Here is a 23657-nt window from a genome sequence, read left to right on the forward strand (position 1 = left end):
GCTTATCCGGCGATGATCCGTTCTGCCGCGGCCCGTGCCAGCGCATCCTGCGCCATGACGGCATCAATGCTGCTGGCCGCCCCATGCGGCAATTCGTCCATCACCTGGCGAATCACGCGGTCGATGCGGCGGAAGCCGATGCGCTCGTCGAGGAAGGCCTGTACCGCCACCTCGTTGGCTGCATTCAGCAAAGCTGGCGCGGTGCCGCCTGCGCGCAAGGCCTCGAAGGCCAGTGCCAGGCAAGGGAAACGGTTGAAGTCCGGCTTTTCGAATTGCAGGGTGCCGACCTGGGTCAGGTCAAGCTGTGCCACGCCGGAGGCGACGCGTTCCGGGTAAGCCAGTGCATGGGCGATCGGCGTGCGCATGTCCGGGTTGCCCAGTTCCGCCAGTACGGAGCCGTCGTTGTAGGACACCATCGAATGGATCACCGATTGCGGGTGGATCACGACCTCGATCTGTTCGGCCGGGGCGCCGAACAGCCAGTGGGCCTCGATCACTTCCAGGCCCTTGTTCATCATGGTCGCGGAATCGACCGAAATCTTGCGGCCCATGACCCACTTGGGATGCTTGCAAGCCTCGTCCGGCGTGACATTTTCCAGCGTGGAGACGTCGCGCTTCAAGAACGGGCCGCCGGAGGCGGTGAGCAGGATCTTGGTCACGCCCGCAGCGGCCGGAACGCGGCCATAGCCTTGCGGCAGGCACTGGAAGATCGCATTGTGCTCGGAATCGATCGGCAGCAGCACGGCGCCGCTTTCGGCCACGGCATCCATGAACAACTGGCCGGACATGACCAGCGCTTCCTTGTTGGCCAGCATGACTTTCTTGCCGGCCCGGGCAGCGGCCAAGGTTGGCGCCAGGCCGGCGGCGCCGACGATGGCAGCCATCACGGCATCGGTTTCGGCGGCGGCGGACACGGCGCACAGCGCGGCCTCGCCCCATTCCACTTCGGTGCGGCAGCCGGCGGAGCGCAGCAGAGCGCCCAACTGGTCGGCGGCAGCGGCGCTGCCGACCACGGCGCGGGCCGGGCGGAACTGGATGCACTGCGCAGCCAGTTCTTCGACGCGGCTATGGGCGGTCAACGCGTAGACAGAATAACGGTCCGGGTGGCGCGCAATCACGTCCAGCGTGGAGACGCCGATCGAGCCAGTAGCGCCGAGGATGGTAATGCGTTGCATGGAATTCCTTAGAACAGCCTTGGAGTGATCAACGCAGCGATGGGCAGCACCGGCACCAGCGCGTCGATACGGTCAAGCACGCCGCCGTGGCCAGGCAGCAGGTTGCTGCTGTCCTTCATGCCGGAGCGGCGCTTGAGCATCGATTCAAACAGGTCGCCCACAATGGAAGCGGCGACGATCAACACTAGCACGGCCAGCATGATGCCCCAGCCCATGCGGGTCGCCAGGCGCACTGCGAAAGTGTCCTGCAGCAGGGGTACGGATGGCGCCAGCAGCACGGTCACGACGGCCAGCAGCAGCACGGCAACCAGGCCGCCTACCGCGCCCTCCCACGACTTGCCGGGAGAGATGGTCGGTGCCAGCTTATGCTTGCCGAAAGCCTTGCCGGAGAAATAGGCGAAGATGTCGGCCGCCCACACAATGGCCATGACCGACAGCAGGTAGACAGGGCCGCGCGCGAACAGCAGCAGGATGGCGACGAAGCAGGACACCAGGGTCACGGCGTACACCATGCTCAGCATGGTATTGCCCATGCCTTCGGCCGGCGGCAAGCCCAGTTTGAGGGCCGGCGCAAAGCGGATCAGCCAGATGGCCGCGCCGATGGCCAGCCAGAACCTGGCCTGTTCGAGTCCCGCATTGAAGAAGAAGGTATAGACAAACGCCGCCGCCCACGCGGCCGCCACGACGATCGCGGCGCGGTTCTTGAACAGGCGGAAGGCTTCCCACACGGCAGCGGCAAAGAACACAGCCACCACCACATTCACCGCTGGCTGGTAGCCGGAGAACAGGACAGGCAACAATACCGCCAGCAGCAGGACGGCGGTAATCACGCGGGTTTTCAGCATTGTTTTAGCTCTTATTTGCTTTTCTTTGCCACCTGGTCGCCAGTGCGGCCAAAGCGGCGTTCACGGCCCTGGTAGGAGGCAATCGCCTCATCCAGGCGTTCGGCATTGAAGTCGGGCCAGTAGGTGTCGGTGAAGTGCAGTTCCGTATAGGCCAGTTGCCACAGCAGGAAATTGGAGATGCGCTCTTCACCGCCGGTACGGATGAACAGGTCCGGCTCCGGGGCATATGCCATCGACAGGTAGGGTGCCAGTTGCTCTTCCGAGAAATCGGTCGTGCCGGGGTGCTCGGCCACCATCTTGCCGATCGCCTGCATGATATCCCAGCGGCCGCCATAGTTGGCGCACACGGTGACGGTCATGCGGGTGTTGTTGGCGGTCTTGCGCTCGGCATTGGCGATCATGTCCTGCAGCTTCTGGTCGAAGCGCGACAGGTCGCCCACCACCTTCAGGCGGATATTGTTCGCATGCATCTTCGACACCTCACGCTCCAGGGCCGTCACGAAGAGTTTCATCAGCAGCGAAACTTCCTCTTCCGGCCGGCGCCAGTTCTCGGAGCTGAACGCAAAGACGGTCAGGTACTCGATGCCCCGCTCGGCGCAGGCTTCCACCACGGTGCGCACCGCTTCCACGCCTTTGACGTGGCCCGCCACGCGCGGCAGGAAACGCTTGGTTGCCCAGCGCCCGTTGCCGTCCATGATGATCGCCAGGTGGCGCGGCACCTTGGGCGCATCAGGCACGTCGGTTGTCGAACTAGAATATTTCATAGGTGCGTAAACTAAAAATCCGGGGAGGCAGGGGCAATACCCCTATCCTCCCCGGTTTCGGGACCTTAGACGGTCAGGACTTCTTTCTCTTTTTCGGCGACGGTCTTGTCGATGTCGGCGATGAACTTGTCGGTCAGCTTCTGCACTTCGTCAGCTGCGCGGCGCTCTTCGTCTTCCGAAATGGCCTTGTCCTTCACCAGCTTCTTCAGGCCTTCGTTGGCGTCGCGGCGGATGTTGCGCACGGCGACTTTAGCGTCTTCGCCTTCGCCCTTGCACAGCTTGACCATTTCCTTGCGGCGCTCTTCGTTCAGCGGCGGGGTCGGCACGCGGATCATGTCGCCCTGCGAGGCCGGGTTCAGGCCCAGGTCGGAATCGCGGATCGCCTTTTCAATGACGGCGCCCATTTTCTTTTCGAACGGGGCTACGCCGATGGTGCGCGCGTCAACCAGGGTCAGGTTGGCGACCTGGTTCAGCGGGGTCGGGTTGCCATAGTAGTCCACCATCACGTGGTCCAGGATGCCTACGTGGGCGCGGCCGGTACGCACTTTGGCCAAGTCGGCCTTCAGGGTTTCCAGCGATTTGACCATGCGGTCCTGAGTATTCTTTTTAATGTCAGCGATAGACATTGCTGCTCTCCTGTTGCAATTACTTGAAATATTTTAAACGTGAACCAGTGTACCCTCTTCCTCGCCCATAATCACGTTCATCAACGCGCCCGGCTTGGTAATTGAGAATACTTTGATCGGCAGTTTCTGGTCGCGGCACAGCGCGAAGGCGGTGGCATCCATGACTTGCAGGTGCTTGGCGATCGCTTCGTCAAAGCTGATCTTGTGGTACATGGTGGCGTTCGGGTCTTTCTTCGGGTCGGCGGTGTAGATGCCGTCGACCTTGGTGGCCTTCAGCACGATTTCCGCGCTCACTTCCGAGCCGCGCAGGGCCGCTGCGGTGTCGGTGGTAAAGAACGGGTTGCCGGTGCCGGCGGCGAAGATCACGACCTTGCCCTCTTCCAGGTACTGCAGCGCTTTCGGGCGCACATAAGGCTCGACCACCTGCTCGATGCCGATAGCCGACATCACGCGCGCGGTCACGCCCACGTGCTTCATTGCGTCGGCCAGGGCCAGCGCGTTCATCACGGTAGCCAGCATGCCCATGTAGTCGGCGGTGGCACGGTCCATGCCCTGGGCGCCAGGCGCCACGCCACGGAAAATGTTGCCGCCGCCAATGACGACCGCCAGTTCAACGCCCAGCTTTGCTACTTCGGCGACGTCCGCCACCATGCGTTCGATGGTGCCGCGGTTGATGCCGTACGGGTCATCGCCCATCAGGGCTTCGCCGGACAATTTCAGGAGGACGCGCTTGAAGGCTGGTTTTGACATGAGCTGGGGCTCCTTTTAAATGTTTTGTTCGGTGTGGCTTCGGCGGCAATGATAACGGAAATGCCATTGTCCACCGTTTAATTCAGGATTGAAAGCCTTAAAAGAGGCTTAACAACCTTAAAACCGGTAAACCAGTGCCTGACCCGCAGGGTCAGGCACTTGCCCGCTGCCGCCGCGTATCGGGTGTCAGACCCTGCGGGTCTGACACTGGTTTACCGGTTTGGCAAGCAGCAGGCTTAAAAAAACGGGCCTTTCGGCCCGTTTTCTTGATTATGCGCCTTTGGAGGCAGCCATCTGGGCTGCGACTTCCGCCGCGAAATCGTCAACTTTCTTCTCAATGCCTTCGCCAACCACGTACATGGTGAATGCCTTAACGGTGGTGTTAGCGGCTTTCAGCATCTGCTCGACGGACTGCTTGTCGTTCTTCACGAAAGCCTGGTTCATCAGCGACACTTCTTTCAGGTACTTGGCAACGGCGCCATCGATGCGCTTGGCAACGATGTCGGCTGGCTGGGCTGGCTTGCCAGCGGCAACAGCGGCAGCAGCGTCTTCGTCCGACTTGGCCTGGGCAACCGAACGCTCTTTAGCGATCAGGTCGGCAGGAACTTGCTCGGAGGACAGAGCCACTGGCTTCATTGCAGCGATGTGCATGGCCACGTCTTTACCAACTTGCTCGTCGGCGCCGTCGAACTCGACGATTACACCGATCTTGGTGCCGTGCAGGTATGCAGCCAGCTTGCCGGTGGTTTCGAAACGCTGGAAGCGACGGATCGACATGTTTTCGCCGATCTTGCCCACCAGGGCAGCACGCACTTCTTCCAGGGTCTGGCCGTTGCCAGCTGGCAGGGCCAGCAGGGCAGCAACGTCAGCTGGGTTGTTTTCAGCGGCCAGCTTGGCAGCCAGGGCAGCCAGGGCCAGGAAGTCGTCGTTCTTGGCAACGAAGTCGGTCTCGGAGTTCACTTCAACCAGGGCGCCGATGTTGCCGGCGATGTGGGAAGCAACCACGCCTTCAGCGGTGATGCGTGCGGAAGCTTTGGCAGCCTTGCCGCCCAGCTTAACGCGCAGCAGCTCTTCCGCTTTGTCCATGTCGCCGCCGGCTTCGGTCAGCGCTTTTTTGCATTCCATCATTGGCGCGTCGGTCTTAGCGCGCAGTTCACCTACCATTGCTGCAGTAATTGCTGCCATGTGATTCTCCTGTATTCGGTTTGGGATTCAGTCCGGGGCGGCGCCAAAGGCAGCCTGCTCATCCGGGTAATTCTGTTTAAAAAAAAGGGGGAGCTGGTGGGCCACCCCTTTCTCAAGCTGAAGCTGCCTTGCGGCAGCCAGGCAATTAAGCCTGCTCGTTAACTTCTACGAACTCGTCGCCAGCTGCAGTCTTGATGGATTCCAGGACTTCAGTGGTAGCGTTTGCACGACCTTCCAGGATCGCGTCTGCCACGCCGCGGGCGTACAGGGTGATCGCTTTGGAGGAGTCGTCGTTACCAGGGATAACGTGGGTCACGCCTTCTGGGGAGTGGTTGGTATCGACCACGCCGATCACTGGGATGCCCAGTTTTGCGGCTTCGGTGATCGCGCCTTTGTGGTAGCCAACGTCAACCACGAAGATTGCGTCAGGAACACCGCCCATATCCTTGATACCGCCGATCGACTTCTGCAGCTTTTCCAGTTCGCGACGGAACAGCAGAGCGTCTTTCTTGGTCAGCTTTTCAACGGAACCGTCTTCGATCGAAGCTTCCATGTCTTTCAGGCGCTTGATCGAGGTCTTGATGGTCTTGAAGTTGGTCAGCATGCCGCCCAGCCAACGCTGGTCAACAAACGGAACACCTGCGCGCTGAGCTTCAGCAGCGATGATGTCGCGAGCCTGGCGCTTGGTGCCAACCATCAGGATGGTGCCACGGGAAGCGGAGATTTGACGGATGGTTTTCATCGCGTCCTGGTACATGGCCAGGGTCTTTTCCAGGTTGATGATGTGAATCTTGTTGCGGTGGCCGAAGATGAACGGAGCCATCTTTGGGTTCCAGAAACGGGTTTGGTGACCGAAGTGGACGCCGGCTTCCAGCATTTCACGCATCGTTACAGACATTATTTACTCCAGGGTTGGGTCTGGAATCCTCCCAGTCACCCTTGCGGGCACCCTTGTTGGGGGGATTCGGGTTTATAAAATAAGAAAATTTACTACTTTGCAAGACACTAGGCCAGGCAACCATAAATTTTAGCGTATTGGAGGGGGCTCATGCAAGCGTATTGCAGCCTTCCACGCAGTGCGCCGGGCCGCATTTTAGTGCAAACTTTATAATAAATACAAAGATTCCCGAAATTTTTTGTATTTCTTGTCGATCCTGGGCACGCTGGCGCGTCGTGCTTTTACAAACCCACCCCAACATGGAGATTACTGAAATGGCTACGAATACCATCAAACTGCACCGTGTACTGCGCGCTTCCCCTGATCGCATCTACAAGGCCTGGACTACCGCCTCGGCCTTCAACAAATGGCTGCCGCCAAACGGTTATCTGGGCGAAGTGCACGAAATGGATGCGCGCGTTGGCGGCAAGTACCGCATGTCCTTTGTCGACCTGGGCACTGGCTTCACCCACTCCTTCGGCGGCGAATACCTGGAACTGCATCCGGGCGAGAAAATCCGCTACACCGCGGTGTTCGACGATCCGAACCTGCCGGGCCAGATGCAGACCACCATCAATCTGCGCGCCGTCTCCTGCGGCACCGAAGTCGACATCGTCCAGGAAGGGGTGCCAGCTGTAATCCCGGCGGAGCAATGCTATCTCGGCTGGCAGCAGTCGCTGGCCTTGCTGGCTTTACTGGTTGAACAGTAAGGAGGCGGCCATGGGATCTCCCTCCTCCTACTTCCCCTCGATCGAAGCAAAGTACGGCAAGCCGGTCGAGCATTGGCTCAAGCTGCTGAAGGGCATGAAAGACTTGAAGCACATGGATATGGTGGCTGCGCTGAAGGCCGAACACGGCATGGGCCACGGCCATGCCAATGCCCTTGTTGCGCACTTCAAGACGGAGAACAGCAAAGCTTGATCCGCATCTAAGCGGCAGGAGGGGAGCGTCGCCACAATGGGGAAACACGTCGAGGTGCCCTCATGAGCCTGGTTGACATCAATCCCCTACCCGCCGAAGATGAAATCATGGATCCAGCAACCAAACAGTATGTTGATTCCAGCCTCCTGATCGCTGAGGGGCGTTCTGACGTAAAGCTCGCGGAATTCCGCTCCACGATTGAAGCGTACACTGCGCGGGCTGACGAACGCGAGGCGGCTGCCCGGGCGCGCGAAGCCCTCGACGCAAAAGCCTTCGTGCAACATATGAGCGAGATTGCTGCGCGGGCCGCTGAGCGCGATGCGGCCGCACGGGAGCGCGAGGCAGCCATTGTGGAGCGCGAGGCCATCCGGGCCAAGGCATTTGAACGACGGATGGACGGCTATGAGGCACGGGCCGACGAGCGCCAAAGGGCCACGGAGGCAAGGCTTGATCGAATCGAAGCTTCAATTGCAAGCTTGAAAAAACTCGTCGTGGGAGCTTCCCTCAGCACCGTGCTGGGCGTGGGGGCGATCTACGTAGCACTGGTCCAGAATTATCACGCTGCCTTCGACTCGGCTCGCTATCTTACGACGGCCGAGCGGGACGTGGCGGCGCAGCGCCAGCGCACCGAAGCGCTGCTGACCGCCATCGATGCCCGCTTGGCCGCCATGCAGAAAGCTGGCGGCCAGCAGGACCCTTCACCTTAGGCGCCTTACTTCGTGACGCTCAGCGTGTAGTTGCCGGAGCCGCTATACGAGTACACAGTGATCCGGTAATAGGCTACCGCGGCACTGTAGCTGATCGCTTCGGTCGACGTCGGGCTGGTCGACGAAGCCACCTGCACCCACGCACTGCCATTCCACTTCTCCAGCTTCAACTCAAAGTCGGCGTTCGACGGGCCGGACAGGTTGGCCTTGATCGTGCCGCCGTTGTAGTAGAAGTATGGCGATGGGTGGATGGCGGATGCATTGGTGCCGGACAGGTAGCCGGTGTAGGTTTCACCGCCGCCCGTGCCGTCGCCCTTCACGACATCGAAGGAGATCGTCTTGGCGGCCGCGCTGATATTGGCAAGGCCGAAGTTGGAACCGCTGCCGCTCCACCAGCGCGAGTTGGTGCCATGGCTGGCGTAGTTGTTCGGCACCGTGTCATAGAAGGCCTTGTAGATTGCGCCGTCATACAGGTCGGTGCCGTCGCCGCGATTCACATTGTTTTCGGGATCGCGGCGGCCATCGGCATGTTCCATCTGCACGTATGGATGCCACTCGTCGGAGTTGTTGCCCGCCGGGTCGATGTGCCACACGGCCAGGCCGGAACCCAGTTGGTACAGGTTCTGGTCCGCTTTGTAGATCGCTTCCACGTAGAAGGCCTCATCGGTCTTGGCCGGATTGGTCCAACGATACAGGCTGTGCGAACCGGAAGTGTGACTCAGGCGGCCTTTCGGCGCATTGGCGTTCAGCGCCGGATTCAGCTCGGTCACCGTATCCCAGCCCACCTGGTAGCGGAAGAAGCCATTCGGCGGCACCGGGCGGTACTGGCTTTGCGCGCCAATGCTGCCGAAGCCCATGATGCAATAGCTGGCCGCCGAACCTTCGGAGCTGCCGTCATAGTCATACAGGTCCGGCCAGCCCATTACCAGGTGTCCGGTCTCGTGAGAAAAGGTGCCGATTGCGAGGCTGTTGCCCATATTAGTGATCTGGTAGTAGCCGGTGCAGACGCCGTCCGCGCAGAACTGCTTGCCCAGCCAGCCCATGTGCGGCCACAGGCCCTTGGACCAGGCGCTGTCCGCGCCGCCGGAGTAGAAGAAGTTCAGGCCGCGAATGCGCTTGTTGGCATCAACGCTCAGCGATGCGAAGTTGAAGCCTTGGGTGTATTCCAGCCAGTTCAATGCTTCGGAAATCAGCTCCTGCGAACGCACGCCGGAATCGAGCGAGCTGTCGGCGTAATAGGCCTTGTTTTTCTTGGCGCGGTAGTAGATCGTGGTGGTGTTGGTGTAATCCAGCTTGCCGCCCGAGACCGATTGCCAGTAGCCGCGCACGGACTGCGCGTTGCCGAAGCCGGTGTACGGCATGTCGTTCAGGAAGGAATTGACCTGGGCCTGGGTGATCGTACCGGGAACGTCCGGGAAGTCGATGATCACGGTCAGGCCTTTGACCTGGCCCGTTACAGGGGCCGCCAGGGCCTGCGGCGCGCTCATGGCGGCGCTTGCCGATTTGCGGGCACTATCCAGCGTGCGGCCGTTCATCTTCTCGAACTTCTCCTTGGCCTTGCGGGCACGCGCCTCCTGGCTCAGGCCTTCCTGCTTCTTGCCGGCAGTTCCGCCCAGGCTGCGCACCTTGGCGTTGGTCGCCAGCACGCCGGTCGACACCAGTTCGTCTCCCGCGGCGTTCACGGTGGCGTAGCAGAAGCCTTTCTTCGCAGCGTCGTACACGACCAGCGAGCCGTCATCGGTACGCTGTTCGGCGTAGTAATCATTACCATCCAGGTGAACGCGCAGCTTTTCGCCGCCCGGCTGCTTGAACTCATAAACGCTGTCTTTGTAGGGAATACCAGCCTGCGCAAACAGGCTGGCCATCAACATCGCAGCTGCAGTAACTACTTTCAATCGCATTTCGGTCTCTCCGTTTCTTGTTGTAAAGAAAGGAAAGTAAATCACGCACGATTGTGCAAGTCTTGATGAATTTATAAGTGCGCGGTGTAGAAATCGGCACAATCGCGCACCATCGACATCAAGTCACCGTGAAGGCAACCGGGCCTGCAAGGGCCGAATAGCCGTCGTTATACAGCAGCCAAGCCGCATAGCTGCCGGCGGCCAGGCCGGACGTGGCGAAGGCTGCCGTGCCGGCGCCGCTGGTGACGTACTGCCATGACAGCGAGGCGGTCGAGCCTGGCGTGACGCCGTTACGGTAAATGCCGATCCAGTTCTTGCTGTTAACCTGCGGGGCGGGAACCGAGTAGCTGAAGCTGATTGGAGTGCCGCGTGGGACCGAAGCGGCGCTGGCCGACAACGTGGCCCTGGGACCGGCTGGCGTGCGGCCCAGTACCGGGTCGGTGCGGCTGGCCTGGCCGTTTTCCACGCGGCCGGCCATACGGCGCAGGTATTGCGCGTCGAAGTCGCAAGTCACGGCCAGGTCGTACCAGCCGTAGCTGGCTCCAACCGGAATGCTCACGACGGCCTGCTGGCCGGCAGCCACAGTGTGGCTCGTGGCGGCGCGCCCATAGGCATTGTCGACAATGCGGAAGGTGGCGGCACGCAAACCCTCCACATTGGAGAGGACGATATCAACCGACATGGCGAGCGGGTTGGCGTTCAGCCACGCCTCCGGGCGCGCACCGCCAGTCGCAGTCGCCAATGCCAGCACGCCGGCAAACTCACGCTGGAAACCGCCCGGCCCCACAACGCTCAGGTGATAGTTGGGCGTAGACCAGTTCCATGCTTCGCGTTCGATCTTCTTGCCTGCTTCGACCGTGTAATACCATGGGCCGTCGCTACGGACCTGGGAATAGACGATAAACGCACCGCCTGCCAAGCCCTGGTTGAAGAACGACAGCTCCACCTGCTTCGACAAATTCACCCGTGCCGTAGCGGCAAAGGCGTACGGCAAGGCGCAGGAGTAGCGCGGGCTGCCGCCCTCTTGCACCGGCAAGGTCTGCACTGCCGGCGGTTGCGGATAAGGCTTGCCCGACACCAGCTGGTAGGTGGTCGATTTCGGCACCGTCGACGGCCACGACGAATTCGGCGTCTTGAAATCAAAGGCCGAAGTCAGGTCGCCGCACACCGCGCGGCGCCATGGGGAAATGTTTTCGCAAGCGATGCTGGAGCGCTGCTTGCCCAGGCCGGCCACCAGCCATTCTTCGAGAAAGCGCAGCTTGGAGGTATGGTCGAACAACTGCGAGCACACACGGCCACCTTTGCTCCACGGCGAAATGACCAGCATCGGTACGCGCGGGCCTAGGCCGACCGGAATGCCGTTGTAGTTTTCGTATTGACCGTTATCGGCCAGCGTGCTGCGCCCCATGCCGGTGTTCAATGGGGCCATATGCGAAGGGATGTGATCGAAGAAGCCGTCGTTTTCGTCGTAGGTAAGAAGGAAGACCGTTTTCGACCACACGTCGGGGTTGGCGACGAGTGCGGCGAGCAAGCGCGCAGTGAGGTTCTCGCCGGCGTTGGGCGAGTTCGGCGAATGTTCCGTGTAATCGTTGGGAGCGACGATCCACGACACTTGCGGCAACCGGTTATTGCGCACGTCGTCGGCGAAGGAATTCACCAGCCAGTCGCCCTTGGTGCCGCGCGCGTTGCTTTCATAGGAACCCGGCGCGATGACCCGGCCCTTCTGGTATAGCGGGCTGCTCTCCGACAGGCGCGTGCCATCGGCATTGACGCGGAAGTTGCGGAAATAGGCCAGGTAGTTGTCGCCGTAGTTGTCCCATTCCTGGTACACCTTCCAGCTTACGCTGTTCGCCTCCAGCACTTCGGCATAGGTGCGCCAGTTCGGCGCGCTGGCCGTCACGGACGGCGTGATGTTGTCGTATTTCGGATCGTTGTTGTAGTAGCCAGCCGAATCTATGTTGTACAGGCTGCCCATCGCGCCGAGCCAGTTCTGGTTGCTGCCGGTCAGCGAGTACATGCGGTTCGGGTCGGTGGCGCCGAAGATCGAGCAATGGTAATCGTCGCAGATGGTGAAGGCGTCGGCCAACGCATAGTAGAACGGCAGGTCGCCGCGGTCGAAATAGCCCATGCTCTGGGCGGTCTTCTGCTTGACCCAGGCGTCCCAGCCCTGCCATGTGGTTTGCGAACCTTTCCAGCTATGGTTGGTGCCCAGCGAGAGTGCACTGGTATTCTTGGCGTCGAAATGGAATGGCAGCACATAGCCGCCAGTGCCGTTGGGCTGGTACCAGACCGCTTTCCCGCCCGGCAGCGTGATCGCGCGCGGGTCGTTGAAGCCGCGCACGCCAGCCAGGGTGCCGAAGTAATGGTCGAAGGAGCGGTTTTCCTGCATGAAGATGACGACGTGCTGCACGTCGGCCAGGGTGCCGGTGGCGCTGTAGGCCGGCACCGCCAGCGCTTGCCTGATCAGGTCGGGGAACAGGGTGCTGGCGGCGCCAGCGGAGGCCATGCCAAGGAACTTGCGGCGGCTGGTGGACATCGGTTTTCCTTATGGGTCTGGTTGTAGGGTGTGCCGATGCTAAGGTGCATTTATGACCATTTCATGTCGCCTGTCACCCGTGCGCCACGCCTTTGACCGATTCGCAACCCGGCGTCCCGCAATTCGGCATAGGCGGGCCGACCGGGCGCGCGCTGAGGCTGTCGTTTATAATCTTGCTGATAACGCCCCTGAGTGGCGTACCCTGTACAGAACAGCAAGATCCCATGACTATCAATATCAAAACTCCCGAGGACATCGCAGGCATGCGCGAGGCCGGCCGCCTCGGCTCCGAGGTGCTCGACTACATCACCCCCTTCGTCAAGGCAGGCGTCACCACCGGTGAGCTGGACCGCCTGTGCCACGAGTACATGACCAATGTGCAGGGCACCGTGCCGGCGCCGCTGAATTACTGCCCGCCAGGCTACACGCCCTACCCGAAAGCCATCTGCACTTCCGTCAACGACGTGATCTGCCACGGCATCCCAGGCGACAAGGTGCTGAAGGATGGCGATGTGGTCAACCTGGACATCACCGTCATCACCAAGGATGGCTACCACGGCGACAACAGCCGCATGTTCTTCATCGGCAAGCCATCGATCCTGGCCAAGCGCCTGTCGGACGTCACCTTTGAATGCATGTGGCTGGGCATTCAGCAGGTCAAGCCGGGCGCCACCCTGGGCGATATCGGCCACGCGATCCAGGTGCATGCCGAGAAAAACGGCTACAGCGTGGTGCGCGAGTTCTGCGGCCATGGCATCGGCAAGGTCTTCCACGAAGAACCGCAGATCCTCCATTACGGCAAGCCAGGCACGGGCCCCGTGCTGGAAGCAGGGATGGTCTTCACCATCGAGCCGATGATCAATGCCGGCCGCCGCGAGATCAAGGAAATGCCGGATGGCTGGACCATCAAGACCAAGGATCGCAGCCTGTCCGCACAATGGGAACATACGCTGGTCGTTACCGAAACCGGTTACGAGGTGCTGACCCTGTCCGCCGGCAGCCCGCAGCCGCCAGCTTTCATCACTGAAAAAGCCGCAGCATAAAAACGCATGCCCCACGCCGCGATGAAGAAGGACCTCCGGGAACAGCTCAAGGCCCGGCTTAAATCGGACCGCCAACGCATCATTGCCAACTTCCATGAAGACGGCATGCCAGAGAAGCTGTTGCGCAACCTGCGCAGCAGCGTCGACGACATCCTGACGCAAGCGTGGGCAGCAAACCGCCTGCCGCCGCAAGCCGCCCTGGTGGCGGTCGGCGGCTACGGGCGCGGCGAGCTTTTCCCCTACTCCGACGTCGACGTCCTGATCCTGCTGCACGAGGCGCCGGACGACGCCGCGCGCGGCAAGCTGGAAGAATTCGTCCAGCTGCTATGGGACCTGGGCCTGGACGTGGGCCACAGCATCCGCACCATCGACGAATGCCTGGCCGAATCGAAGGCCGACATCACCGTGCAAACCAGCCTGCTGGAAGCGCGCATCATCACCGGCAACATGGTGCTGTTCGCGCAACTGCAGGACGCCTACAACAAGGCCATGGACCCGCGCGCCTTCTTCGAGGCCAAGACCATCGAAATGCGCCAGCGCCATGCCAAGTACGAGGACACCCCTTTCAGCCTGGAGCCCAACGTCAAGGAAAGCCCGGGCGGCCTGCGCGACCTGCACGTGATCCTGTGGATGGCCAAGGCCGCCGGCCTGGCCAACTCCTGGCGCACCCTGGCCGTGCGCGGCCTGATCACCCAGACCGAAGCGCGCCAGCTGATGGAGAAGGAACGCGCCTTCAAGGATATCCGCGTGCGCCTGCACCTGGTGGCCGGCCGCCGCGAGGACCGCCTGGTGTTCGACGTGCAGACCGCCGTGGCCGAAACCCTGGGCCTGAAAGCCACCGGCACCGGCGTGCACATGCGCCGCGCCAGCGAATACCTGATGCAGCGCTACTACTGGGCTGCCAAGACCGTGGTGCAGCTCAACACCATCCTGCTGCAGAACATCGAGTCCTACCTGTTCCCACACGACGAGAAGCCGGTGCGCATCAACGAGCGCTTCAGCGAAGTGAACGGCATGATCGACATGAACGACGACGACACGTTTGAAAAGACGCCGTCGGCCATCATGGAAATCTTCGTGCTGCTGTGCGAGCGCCCTGCCCTGAAAGGCATGACCGCGCGCACCATGCGCGCACTGTGGCATGAGCGCTTCAAGATCGACGCCGACTTCCGCGCCGATCCGGTCAACAAGGCTTACTTCCTGCGCATCCTGCAGGCGCCACAGGGCATCATCCACAACATGCGCCGGATGAACGAGCTGTCGATCCTGGGCCGCTACCTGCCAAGCTTCCGCAAGATCACGGGCCAGATGCAGCACGACCTGTTCCACGTCTACACGGTGGACCAGCACATCATGATGGTGCTGCGCAATATGCGCCGCTTCACCATGACCGAGCACGCACACGAGTATCCGTTCTGCTCGCAGCTGATGGCCAACTTCCCGCAGCCATGGCTGCTGTACGTGGCGGCCCTGTTCCACGACATCGCCAAGGGCCGCGGCGGCGACCACTCCAAGCTGGGCGTGGCCGACGTCGAGCAGTTCTGCCAGGAGCACGGCATCAACGAGGAGGACACAGAACTGGTGGCCTTCCTGGTCGAGCAGCACCTGACCATGTCGCACGTGGCACAGAAGCAGGACATGTCGGACCCGGACGTGATCCAGGCCTTCGCCAAGACGGTGGGCGATGAACGCCATCTGACTGCGCTCTACCTGCTGACGGTGGCAGACATCCGCGGCACCAGCCCGAAAGTGTGGAATGCCTGGAAAGGCAAGTTGCTGGAAGACCTGTACAAGATGACCTTGCGCGTGCTGGGCGGCGAACCGCATTCCGCCGACCGCGAATTGAAGAACCGCCAACAGGAAGCGCTGGCCACCCTGCGCCTGTATGGCCTGCCGCCCGACGCGCACGAAGCGCTGTGGAAGCAGCTCGACCTGGCCTACTTCCTGCGCCACGACGCCAGCGACATCGCCTGGCAGACGCGCGCGCTGTGGGATCGGCTGGACAGCGAACAGCCGGTAGTGAAAGCGCGCCTGGCGCCGATTGGCGAAGGCTTGCAGGTGGCCGTCTACATCAAGGACCAGCCCGACCTGTTCGCGCGCATCTGTTCCTACTTCGACCGCAAGAACTTCAGCATCCTCGATGCCAAGATCCATACGACGAAGCACGGCTATGCGCTCGACACCTTCCTGGTCACCGAGCAGAATTTCGCCAAAAGCTACCGCGACATCATCAACCTGATCGAGCATGAGCTGTGCGACCTGCTGGTAACACAAGGCCCGCTGACCGCGCCAAGCAAAGGCCGGCTGTCGCGCCTGTCGCGCACCTTCCCGATCCAGCCAACGTTGGACCTGCGCCCTGACGAACGCGGCCAGTACTACCTGCTGTCGGTGGCGGCCAACGACCGCACCGGCCTGCTGTACTCGATCGCCAACGTTCTGACCAAATACAAGATCAACCTGCATACGGCCAAGATCATGACCCTCGGCGAACGCGTGGAAGACGTGTTCATCGTCGACGGCCCTGCCCTGGCCAATGCCCGCACCCAGCTCCAGCTGGAAACCGACTTACTCGAAGTACTGAAAATCTGATGTCCGAAGAATTGTTACGCCTTTCCAAGCGCATGTCCGAACTGGGCCTGTGCTCCCGCCGTGAAGCCGATGAATGGATCGCCAAGGGCTGGGTGCGCGTGGATGGCAAGGTGGTGTCCGAACTGGGCACCAAGGTTTACCCAAGCCAGAAAGTCACCGTGGAACGCCAGGCTGCCGCCGAACAGGCGCGCCGCGTCACGATCCTGATCAACAAGCCGGTCGGCTATGTCTCCGGCCAGGCCGAAGACGGCTACCAGCCTGCCGTAGTGCTGATCAAGCCGGAAAACCGCTGGGCCGAAGACCGCTCGCCGGAACGCTTCGACCGCAACCAGTTGCGCAGCCTGGTGCCGGCAGGCCGCCTCGACATCGACTCGGTCGGCCTGCTGGTGCTGACCCAGGATGGCCGCGTCGCCAAGCAGCTGATTGGCGAAAATACCAACGTTGACAAGGAATACCTGGTCCGCGTCGAATACACCAAACCAGGCCGCCTGCCGGACAGCGACCTGCAGCGCCTGAATCATGGCCTGTGGATGGACGGCAAACCGCTGCTGCCGGCGAAAGTACGCTGGCAGAACGACGACCAGCTCAGCTTCACCCTGCGCGAAGGCAAAAAGCGCCAGATCCGCCGCATGTGCGAGATGGTTGGCCTGCGCGTGGTAGGCTTGAAGCGCGTGCGCATTGGTCGTGTCAAACTTGGAAACTTGCCAGAAGGGCAATGGCGCTACCTCAGCCCGGACGAGCACTTCTGAGTCGGCATCAACGCAACAGAAAAGCAGCATTCATTGCCGTTTAGCAAGCGCTGGGCACCGGAACGCGGTAAAGTGTTGGCGTCCTCTCCCAAAAAACGAGAACCTGAGCTGTGAACGATCCAATGCCAAACGACTTCCGCAAGGGACCGCCCCGTCCACAAGACGCGGTGGAGCCGATTGCCGCGGGGTCACATCCGCACGATATCGTGGACCCCGATGAAATCGGCGACGCACTGGCGGCGCTGGCCGATGCGGGCGACGCGATTTCAATCTACCACCGGGACAACGTCGAGCCGGTGATGGCGCGCCTGCTGTCCGTCGATCCCGAACTGCCGCACTTCGTGATCCAGCTGAACGAAGGTTCAACCCTGCCACCGGGTGAATGCACCTTCGTGGCATGGCTGCGCAGCGCCAAGTTCCAGTTCAAGCTGGACGACCCGCAATGGAACGCCCTGCCCGAGCAGCCAACCCTGGTCCCGGCGCAATTCCCCGAACGCTGCCAGGTGCTTAACCGCCGCGCGGCGCCGCGCCTGGAGACGCCGCTCGGCACCTACCACACCGCCTCCTTCGTCCTGAATGGCAAGCCGTACGAAATGCAGCTGTACGATTTCGCTGTCGGCGGCGTCGGCATGCGCTGCTCGCCGCGCGATGCAGTCGGCTTGCATGTCGGCCGCAAGCTGCAGCGCGTACGGCTGGACATGGGCCCCGGCTCGGTGCTGATCTGCGACCTGGAGATCCGCCTGGCGCGCCATTTCCGCTCCTTCCTGCTCGGCGAGCAGGTGCAGATTGGCTGCCAGTTCCAGAACCTCTCGCCCATGATGCAGGACGAACTGCAACGCATCCTGGAAAGGCTTAACACTACCCGCGGCGGCCAGCGCTAAGCCCCGGCTTACGCCGCCTAGAACGAAGTCCGCAGCGACAGCGTGTAGCTGGCGCCGGGCTTGTACTCGTCGAAGATCGCGTTGCTGAATTGGGTATAGGTCTGGCTGATCGCCTTGTTGGCATTCCAGACGCTGAGCGTCAGGTCGGTGTTGTACCTGAAGCCGAACATCTGCTTCAGGTTCATGCCGACCGACGCATCGACCTGGGTGCGCTCCGTGGTGTAGGCATACGCCCCTCCCGCAACATTCAAGCCGGTACTGGTGTTCACGACATGGCTTGCCGTGTATTGGCGTGCCACGCGGATATTCAGGCCGCCGCGTTCATAGTACAAGGTAAGGTTGTTGGTGCGCGGCGGCACGCCGGCCACTGGCGGCGCATTCGGCGCGTCGTCCGTCTGCTTGGCATAGGTGAAGTTGGCGGTGAAGCCAAAGCCCTTCACCGGCAGCATGTCCAGCGGCTGCTGCCAGGTGGCTTCCAGGCCTCGAACCTTCAGCTTGCTGTCGATGTTGTACGGCTCGGTGATTTCCACCAGATGCTTGTCGCGGCCACCGCTGGCCGTCACCGCCTGCTGCTGCGCCTCCGTCAGGCCGACGGTGCCGAACATCTGGTCCAGCTGCGCCAGCGAATAGGTGTTGATGCGCTGGCCCGGGCGGCTGGTGATGTCTTTGCCGAAGGCGCTCAGGGAAACATAGGCTTCCTTGCTCATGTAATACTCGAGCCCGATATCCAGGTTGTTCGCCTCGAATGGCTTCAGGTTCGGATTGGTCACGCTGCCCTGGCGCGCGCCCTGGTCGCCCAGCGTAAGTTGGGTCTGGCGCAGGTCGGCCGGGTTGGCACGCGTCAGCGACTTCGACCCGGAGGCGCGCAGGATGGTATTCGGCGTGACGTTGTAGGCCAGCGTGGCCGACGGCAGCGTGTTGCTGTATTTGGTGGTCTCGTACCTCCACACACTGAGGTTGTCATACAGGCCGCCGTTCTTCAGCGTCGCGTTGCGCGGGTCGGCGCCGACACTCAACACGCCGATGGTCTGCTCGGTCTGCGCATAGCGCACCCCGGCGTTATAGCGCAAGGTGCGGCCAAAGAGCTGCACGCGGCCGGTGGTTTCCGCATAGGCCGCGTCCACCACTTCGCGGATGTAGCCGCCGCTGCCGTTCTGGAAGCCCTTATGGATGTTGTCGCGGAAGTACTGGTAATCCGTATCAGCGGCAAACCTTGGCCAGTCGACGGTAATGAAACCATTGCTGCCCGCTTTCACGTAGTTCGGGATTGCCGAATTCGGAACCACCGAACCGAGATACATCAGGGGCGCCGCCCCGGCGGTGGAACCGGTGCCGTAACCCGGGTAGGCAGTGGTGACATCAGCCACCGGGCCTGGCGTGCTGCGGCCATCGCAACCGGGGCTGCGGATCTGTGTGTTCGGTGCGAAGAAGCGGTAGCTCATGTTATTGCCACATGCGACGTTCATCCAGGCGTCGGCGACGGAATAGCTGCGGTAGCGCCGTTCGATGTCGTCACGCGAACCGCCAAACTTGATGCTGAAGTCCGCGTCGCCCCAGTTGACGTTCAGGCGAGTGCCTTTGGTCTTGTTGGTGCGCTCGTAGAGGTCCATGCGCAGCCCGGACAGGCTCTGGCCCGCCTGGTACCAGCCGAAGTTGTTCGGATCGTTGATGTCCAGGTTGGAGGTGTAGACCGGCGTCTGCCCCGGCGTGCTGTTGTCGTAATAGATGACGGAATTGGGCGACCTGGTTGCCACCAGCACGGTCGGCATGTCGCGGAAGAAGGTGCTGTTGGTGGCGTTGAAATGGCCGTCGATGGTCCACTTGTCGCTGGGACGGAATTCGAAGCCCGGATTGATGCTGCGGAACTTGGTCTCCTCCTTCATCGGGCGGTATTCCAGCGCCCAGAAAGTATTGGCAAACGTCGCCTTGGTGATGGTGCACCCCAAGGTGCAGTCGCTGCGGTCGAATTCCATGCCGATCGGTATCGGCGTATTGGCGCGGGTGCCGGCGTTCATGCCCTCGTAGGTCATCCTGTTCTTCTTCTGCGCGAACATGGTGTCGAGGTAGATATCGAGCATATCGTTCGGCTGCCATTGCAGGCTGATGACTTCACCGGCGCGATTACGCTTGCCTTCGTAGACAAAGTGCCGTCCCAGTCGGCCCATCAAGCCGTTGTCGATCTGCTGCAGCGTGGCGCCGGGGTTCAGCGCCAGCAGCATGGCGCGGTCGATCTGCTTGCCCGGCACCAGGATGGGGCGTGCAAATTCCGGCAAGGCGCTCAATGCCAGGCCGGACGGCACGGTGTCGGGCGTCGATTGCGAGCCGCCGCCGGTGCTGTTCAATTTGTCCGACGCATTGCCCTGGAAGGATTTCAACTGGAAGTTGCGCATGTCGACCGTCTGGAACCCGTCGGTCTTGTAGCCGGTGTTCCCCCAGGCGATGCCGGCCAGGGCGCCGAACTTGCCCCAGCCGGCGGTGGTCCAGGTATTGCTCACCAGGGCCGATCCGGTATTGCCGGTCTTGCTGTTTTGCTCGCGGTAGTTGCCGCTCAGGGTAAACGCGGAGCGAAAGCCGGCCTTGTCGAAAGGACGTACGCTGCGCATATCGACGGTGCCGGCAATGCCGCCTTCGATCAGGCTGGCCTTCTGGCTCTTGTAAACGCTGGCGCTGCGAAATAATTCGGAAGGCAGGAAGTCCATGTCGACTTCGCGGTTGGCGCTGATCGAACCGCCCCAACTTCCCGCCGACGCCGACGCCATGGGCGCGCCGTTCAGCAGCACGCGCGTGAACGCCGCGCCCATGCCGCGGATCGAGATGTTCAGGCCCTCGCCGTCGATCTCGCCGCGCCGCACGTTCACGCCCGGCACCCGCGCCAGGGCATCGGCAATGTTCGGGTCGGGGAATTTGCCCATGTCTTCGGAGAAGACGGTATCGCTCAAGCCGATGTTGTCGCGCTTTTCCATTGCCGACAGCGCGAGCGAGCTGCGATAACCGCTCACGGTGACTACCGGCAGCACCTTGTTCGCTGCAGTTGGCCTGGCATCCGTTGCCGGCGTGGCTTCGGCGGAGGGCTGCGACTCGGTGGCTGCAGTGGCTGGCGGTTGCGGCGCTTCGCTTTGCGCGTAGGCCGTCGAAATCATCCCCGCGAGTATGGTCATGACGAGGATTTCACCGCGCGTGCCGAAGCGGCGCACGCGTCCTCCCAGTTGCTGGTTCATGCTGTCTCCTTTATATACGGCCTCATGGGCCTTGATTTAGTTAGCGCTATCAATGCGCTTGCAAAGTTACATTTGCTCCTTGTAATGTGGGCGCTTGCGCCCGCACGGTGATGGCTCCCTTCTGTCCCGGCTTGCCGCGCACGATGGCCAGGCACAAGCCGTTGAAGGCGGGTCGTTCGGTGGATGGGAAAGGCACGAAGCTGGTCGGGTCGCCGTTATCGGTCGCCACGATCTCGCCCGGGCCTTCGATGCTGAATTTCACGCTGTCCTTTGCCATGGGGACGGTATTGCCGTCCAGGTCGGTCACGCGCAGGGTGATGAACGAGAGGTCCGCGCCATCGGCAGCGATCTCGCTGCGGTCCGGCACCAGGTCGAGTTTTGCCGCGGGGCCCACAGTGCGTACCGCCGATACCGCCCATTCCTTGCCCTGTTTGTACGCGATCACCTTCAACCCGCCCGGCTCGTAAGTCACCAGGTCCCAGCGCAGGCGGTATTCGAATTCCGCGCGCTTTTTGCGGCCCTGGCTTTTGCCGTTCACGAACAGTTCGGCCTCGTCGCCCGAGGTGAATACGTGGACCGGCGTGAACTTGCCTTCCCTGCCCGGCCAGGTCCAGTGCGGCAGGATGTGCGCCAACGGAAGGTCCGGGCGCCAGCGCGCCTGATACAGGTAGAAGCGGTCCTTCTTGAAGCCCGCCAGGTCGATGATGCCGGAATAGGAACTGCGCGAAGAGTAGAACGGCGTCGGCTCGCCCAGGTAATCCCAGCCTGACCAGACGAATTCCCCCGCCACATAAGGGTATTGGTCCTGCGCGGACCAGGAGCGGTCGGCTGAAGTGCCGAAGTCGGACGCATACAGCTCGTAGGCGCTGACCTGGTGCGTATTCCAGTCGCCGCCGGCGTCGGGCCGTACCGAGGACGTGAGCGCGCCCGTCACCGGAAACTGATACTCGCCGCGGCTGCTCAAGGCCGAAGCGCTTTCGCTGCTGAAAATCATCTTGCCTGGGAAGCGGGCACGGAATTCAGGGAAGCGGCCTGGATTGCTGCGGATGCCCGCGCCCTGGTAGTTCACGCTGACCAGGTCCACCGTAGCCGGCAGCGGCATGTGGGCACGGGCGTAATTCATGGCGGTCATGGTCGGGCGGCTGCGATCCTCTTGCCGCACGATGGCAGCCAGCTTGCGGCCGATCGCGGCGCCCTCTTCACCGGTGTACTGCTCCCCCACCTCGTTGCCGATACTCCAGATCACAATCGAGGGATGGTTGCGGTCGCGGCGGATCATGGCGCGCAGGTCCTGCTCGTGCCAGTCGGGGAAGATCAGGTGCGTATCGAGCGCGGTCTTTTTCCGTTCCCACACATCGAACACTTCGTCGATCACCACGATGCCCATGCGGTCGGTCAGCTCCAGCAACTCCGGAGCCGGCGGATTGTGGCTCATGCGCAGCGCATTGGCGCCCATTTCCACCAGCATTTGCAGCTGCCGTTCCGCAGCGCGCACATTGAAGGCGGCGCCGAGTGCGCCCAGGTCATGGTGGTTGTTCACGCCCTTCAGCGCAATGCGCTCGCCGTTGACCAGCATGCCTTTGTCAGGGTCCATGCGCACATCACGAATGCCGAACCTTGTCTCGAATTCGTCGATCCCAACGCCGTCGCGCCGGACGGTGGTGACGGCCACGTATCGATGCGGATGCTGGGTCGGCGGCGGCCCCCAAAGGCGCGGCCGCGCGATGGTTGTGCTGCCTGTTGCGACATTGCTTGCGCCTGCGGCCACTTGCAGGCGCTGCGGCTGGATGTGCGCAACCGGCTGGCCGCTGCGGGTCCCCTGTTCGTCCAGCGCGTATATCGCCGTTGCCACACTGACGGTGGCGCCGCTGCGCGAGTCGTTGTCCACCGCGACTTCCAGCGACACCTCGGCGGAGTCCCGGCTCACGCGCGCCGTTCGCACATGGGTGCCCCAATGCGCGACATGGATGGGCGCCATCTTGGTGAGCCACACATTGCGGTAGATGCCCCCGCCCGGATACCAGCGCGAAGACTCCGGCGGGTTATCCAGCCGTATCGCGAGCATATTGCTGCCGCCGGGGACGACGTATGGCGTCAGGTCCAGCCGCCAGGAGTTGTAGCCGTAAGGCCAGCCGCCGACCAGCTTCCCGTTGAGCCACACCGTCGCATACGACATCGCGCCGTCGACATCGAGGAAGATCGAGCGGCCGCGGTCGGAAGCCGGTATGTCGAGTGCCTTGCGGTACCAGCCGATGCCCCAGCTGGGCAAGCGGCCAACGCCGCCATAAGGACCGGTCTCCAGGAAGGGCCCGGCAATGGCCCAGTCGTGAGGCAGGTCCACGCGCTTCCATGCGACGTCGTCGTAGCCGGGCTTCAGGTAGGCCACGTCCAGTTGCGGCTCCTGCGCCGGGCGCCGATGGCGTCGAGCGGGATCGCTGATAAAGGCGTTGCCGCTCGGGAGTATCCACGGCTTGAGGACCTGTTCCTGTGCTGCGGCCGCAAGCGCCGCAGCCTGCGGCACCGCATCGGCAGCCTTGCCGTCTTCACTTGCCGTCACCTCGGGTCGCACGTCGTAGCGCAGCGAAGCGGAGGTACCGGGTGGATCGCCCATCGTGAAGCGCCAGCCGGCATTGATCGACAGGCGTTCTCGCGGAGCGGCGGCAGCAAGCAGCGCGACAGCCCAAAGCAACAGGGACGCCAGCGCCCTGCATTTCGTCAGACGTTTCATGTTTTCCCGTAGTTCGAAGTAAGCCGTCGCGCAAACAACCAACCACTAACACGAAACCGATAGCGCAACCATTTCAGTCTATATTTGGCGTCATAGAAATGT

18 protein-coding genes are annotated in these 23657 nt (G+C 61.8%); 7 read left to right on the forward strand and 11 right to left on the reverse strand.

The annotated features are described in order from the left end of the window. Positions 1-2 precede the first annotated feature (2 nt). From ispC to rpsB, 7 genes are all read right to left on the reverse strand, one after another. Entirely contained in the window at positions 3-1175 is a 1173-nt protein-coding gene (ispC, locus tag ACN9MY_RS18380) for a 1-deoxy-D-xylulose-5-phosphate reductoisomerase (protein WP_426335913.1), read from the reverse strand. 8 nt (positions 1176-1183) lie between these two features. Then, positions 1184-2020 (reverse strand): phosphatidate cytidylyltransferase, encoded by an 837-nt coding sequence (locus tag ACN9MY_RS18385; protein WP_426318233.1) that lies wholly within the window; start codon positions 2018-2020, stop codon positions 1184-1186. An 11-nt stretch (positions 2021-2031) separates the two neighbouring features. Next, positions 2032-2784 (reverse strand): polyprenyl diphosphate synthase, encoded by a 753-nt coding sequence (uppS, locus tag ACN9MY_RS18390; protein WP_426161921.1) that lies wholly within the window; start codon positions 2782-2784, stop codon positions 2032-2034. A 65-nt stretch (positions 2785-2849) separates the two neighbouring features. After that, complete coding sequence (gene frr, locus ACN9MY_RS18395) at positions 2850-3410, reverse strand: ribosome recycling factor (protein WP_057262710.1); 561 nt, start codon at positions 3408-3410, stop codon at positions 2850-2852. A 33-nt stretch (positions 3411-3443) separates the two neighbouring features. After that, the gene (gene pyrH / locus ACN9MY_RS18400; RefSeq protein WP_130312126.1) at positions 3444-4160 is read right to left on the reverse strand and encodes a UMP kinase; all 717 of its coding nucleotides are present in this window, start codon (positions 4158-4160) and stop codon (positions 3444-3446) included. 270 nt (positions 4161-4430) lie between these two features. Continuing rightward, positions 4431-5345: a translation elongation factor Ts gene (tsf, locus tag ACN9MY_RS18405; RefSeq protein ID WP_426161922.1), complete on the reverse strand. Its 915-nt coding sequence runs from the start codon at positions 5343-5345 to the stop codon at positions 4431-4433. A gap of 145 nt (positions 5346-5490) precedes the next feature. After that, complete coding sequence (gene rpsB, locus ACN9MY_RS18410) at positions 5491-6243, reverse strand: 30S ribosomal protein S2 (RefSeq protein ID WP_130312122.1); 753 nt, start codon at positions 6241-6243, stop codon at positions 5491-5493. A gap of 314 nt (positions 6244-6557) precedes the next feature. On the opposite strand from rpsB, the gene ACN9MY_RS18415 reads away from it, so the two are divergent. From ACN9MY_RS18415 to ACN9MY_RS18425, 3 genes are all read left to right on the forward strand, one after another. Beyond that, entirely contained in the window at positions 6558-6992 is a 435-nt protein-coding gene (locus ACN9MY_RS18415) for an SRPBCC family protein (protein WP_426161924.1), read from the forward strand. Positions 6993-7002: 10 nt separating this feature from the next. After that, positions 7003-7203 carry a DUF4287 domain-containing protein gene (locus ACN9MY_RS18420; protein WP_426161925.1) on the forward strand — a complete coding sequence of 67 codons (201 nt, stop codon included), beginning with the start codon at positions 7003-7005 and terminating at the stop codon, positions 7201-7203. A gap of 62 nt (positions 7204-7265) precedes the next feature. Then, positions 7266-7910: a hypothetical protein gene (locus tag ACN9MY_RS18425; protein WP_426318235.1), complete on the forward strand. Its 645-nt coding sequence runs from the start codon at positions 7266-7268 to the stop codon at positions 7908-7910. A 5-nt stretch (positions 7911-7915) separates the two neighbouring features. Here ACN9MY_RS18425 and ACN9MY_RS18430 read toward each other — a convergent pair whose 3' ends face one another. Together ACN9MY_RS18430 and ACN9MY_RS18435 are read right to left on the reverse strand one after the other, a co-directional pair. Then, on the reverse strand, positions 7916-9811 hold the full coding sequence (locus tag ACN9MY_RS18430; protein WP_426161927.1) for a M6 family metalloprotease domain-containing protein: 1896 nt from the start codon (positions 9809-9811) through the stop codon (positions 7916-7918). A gap of 118 nt (positions 9812-9929) precedes the next feature. Then, positions 9930-12347: a phosphocholine-specific phospholipase C gene (locus ACN9MY_RS18435; RefSeq protein ID WP_426335914.1), complete on the reverse strand. Its 2418-nt coding sequence runs from the start codon at positions 12345-12347 to the stop codon at positions 9930-9932. A 224-nt stretch (positions 12348-12571) separates the two neighbouring features. Here ACN9MY_RS18435 and map point away from each other — a divergent pair, with 224 nt between their 5' ends. From map to ACN9MY_RS18455, 4 genes are all read left to right on the forward strand, one after another. Next, positions 12572-13390, forward strand: coding sequence for a type I methionyl aminopeptidase (gene map, locus ACN9MY_RS18440; protein WP_426161931.1), 819 nt, complete (start codon positions 12572-12574; stop codon positions 13388-13390). A gap of 6 nt (positions 13391-13396) precedes the next feature. Beyond that, complete coding sequence (locus ACN9MY_RS18445; protein WP_426161932.1) at positions 13397-15979, forward strand: [protein-PII] uridylyltransferase; 2583 nt, start codon at positions 13397-13399, stop codon at positions 15977-15979. Continuing rightward, a complete protein-coding gene (locus ACN9MY_RS18450) occupies positions 15979-16728 on the forward strand; it encodes a pseudouridine synthase (protein WP_426335915.1) in 750 nt (249 codons plus the stop codon). The genes ACN9MY_RS18445 and ACN9MY_RS18450 overlap by 1 nt, the downstream gene beginning before the upstream one ends. Positions 16729-16850: 122 nt before the next feature. Then, on the forward strand, positions 16851-17609 hold the full coding sequence (locus tag ACN9MY_RS18455; RefSeq protein ID WP_426318240.1) for a flagellar brake protein: 759 nt from the start codon (positions 16851-16853) through the stop codon (positions 17607-17609). A 17-nt stretch (positions 17610-17626) separates the two neighbouring features. Here ACN9MY_RS18455 and ACN9MY_RS18460 read toward each other — a convergent pair whose 3' ends face one another. Both ACN9MY_RS18460 and galB read right to left on the reverse strand, forming a co-directional pair. After that, positions 17627-20827, reverse strand: coding sequence for a TonB-dependent receptor (locus ACN9MY_RS18460; protein ID WP_426318241.1), 3201 nt, complete (start codon positions 20825-20827; stop codon positions 17627-17629). Positions 20828-20876: 49 nt separating this feature from the next. Further along, positions 20877-23555, reverse strand: a complete 2679-nt coding sequence (gene galB / locus ACN9MY_RS18465; RefSeq protein ID WP_426335916.1) for a beta-galactosidase GalB — start codon at positions 23553-23555, stop codon at positions 20877-20879. Positions 23556-23657: the final 102 nt, after the last annotated feature.

This window comes from Pseudoduganella sp. R-31 (assembly GCF_049913235.1).
GTDB lineage: Bacteria > Pseudomonadota > Gammaproteobacteria > Burkholderiales > Burkholderiaceae_D > Rugamonas.

Bases quoted from the DNA above. Each gene is read 5' to 3' on its own strand.
- ispC (WP_426335913.1), bottom strand. From the start codon at position 1,175: ATGCAACGCATTACCATCCTCGGCGCTACTGGCTCGATCGGCGTCTCC.
- ACN9MY_RS18385 (WP_426318233.1), bottom strand. From the start codon at position 2,020: ATGCTGAAAACCCGCGTGATTACCGCCGTCCTGCTGCTGGCGGTATTG.
- uppS (WP_426161921.1), bottom strand. From the start codon at position 2,784: ATGAAATATTCTAGTTCGACAACCGACGTGCCTGATGCGCCCAAGGTG.
- frr (WP_057262710.1), bottom strand. From the start codon at position 3,410: ATGTCTATCGCTGACATTAAAAAGAATACTCAGGACCGCATGGTCAAA.
- pyrH (WP_130312126.1), bottom strand. From the start codon at position 4,160: ATGTCAAAACCAGCCTTCAAGCGCGTCCTCCTGAAATTGTCCGGCGAA.
- tsf (WP_426161922.1), bottom strand. From the start codon at position 5,345: ATGGCAGCAATTACTGCAGCAATGGTAGGTGAACTGCGCGCTAAGACC.
- rpsB (WP_130312122.1), bottom strand. From the start codon at position 6,243: ATGTCTGTAACGATGCGTGAAATGCTGGAAGCCGGCGTCCACTTCGGT.
- ACN9MY_RS18415 (WP_426161924.1), top strand. From the start codon at position 6,558: ATGGCTACGAATACCATCAAACTGCACCGTGTACTGCGCGCTTCCCCT.
- ACN9MY_RS18420 (WP_426161925.1), top strand. From the start codon at position 7,003: ATGGGATCTCCCTCCTCCTACTTCCCCTCGATCGAAGCAAAGTACGGC.
- ACN9MY_RS18425 (WP_426318235.1), top strand. From the start codon at position 7,266: ATGAGCCTGGTTGACATCAATCCCCTACCCGCCGAAGATGAAATCATG.
- ACN9MY_RS18430 (WP_426161927.1), bottom strand. From the start codon at position 9,811: ATGCGATTGAAAGTAGTTACTGCAGCTGCGATGTTGATGGCCAGCCTG.
- ACN9MY_RS18435 (WP_426335914.1), bottom strand. From the start codon at position 12,347: ATGTCCACCAGCCGCCGCAAGTTCCTTGGCATGGCCTCCGCTGGCGCC.
- map (WP_426161931.1), top strand. From the start codon at position 12,572: ATGACTATCAATATCAAAACTCCCGAGGACATCGCAGGCATGCGCGAG.
- ACN9MY_RS18445 (WP_426161932.1), top strand. From the start codon at position 13,397: ATGCCCCACGCCGCGATGAAGAAGGACCTCCGGGAACAGCTCAAGGCC.
- ACN9MY_RS18450 (WP_426335915.1), top strand. From the start codon at position 15,979: ATGTCCGAAGAATTGTTACGCCTTTCCAAGCGCATGTCCGAACTGGGC.
- ACN9MY_RS18455 (WP_426318240.1), top strand. From the start codon at position 16,851: ATGCCAAACGACTTCCGCAAGGGACCGCCCCGTCCACAAGACGCGGTG.
- ACN9MY_RS18460 (WP_426318241.1), bottom strand. From the start codon at position 20,827: ATGAACCAGCAACTGGGAGGACGCGTGCGCCGCTTCGGCACGCGCGGT.
- galB (WP_426335916.1), bottom strand. From the start codon at position 23,555: ATGAAACGTCTGACGAAATGCAGGGCGCTGGCGTCCCTGTTGCTTTGG.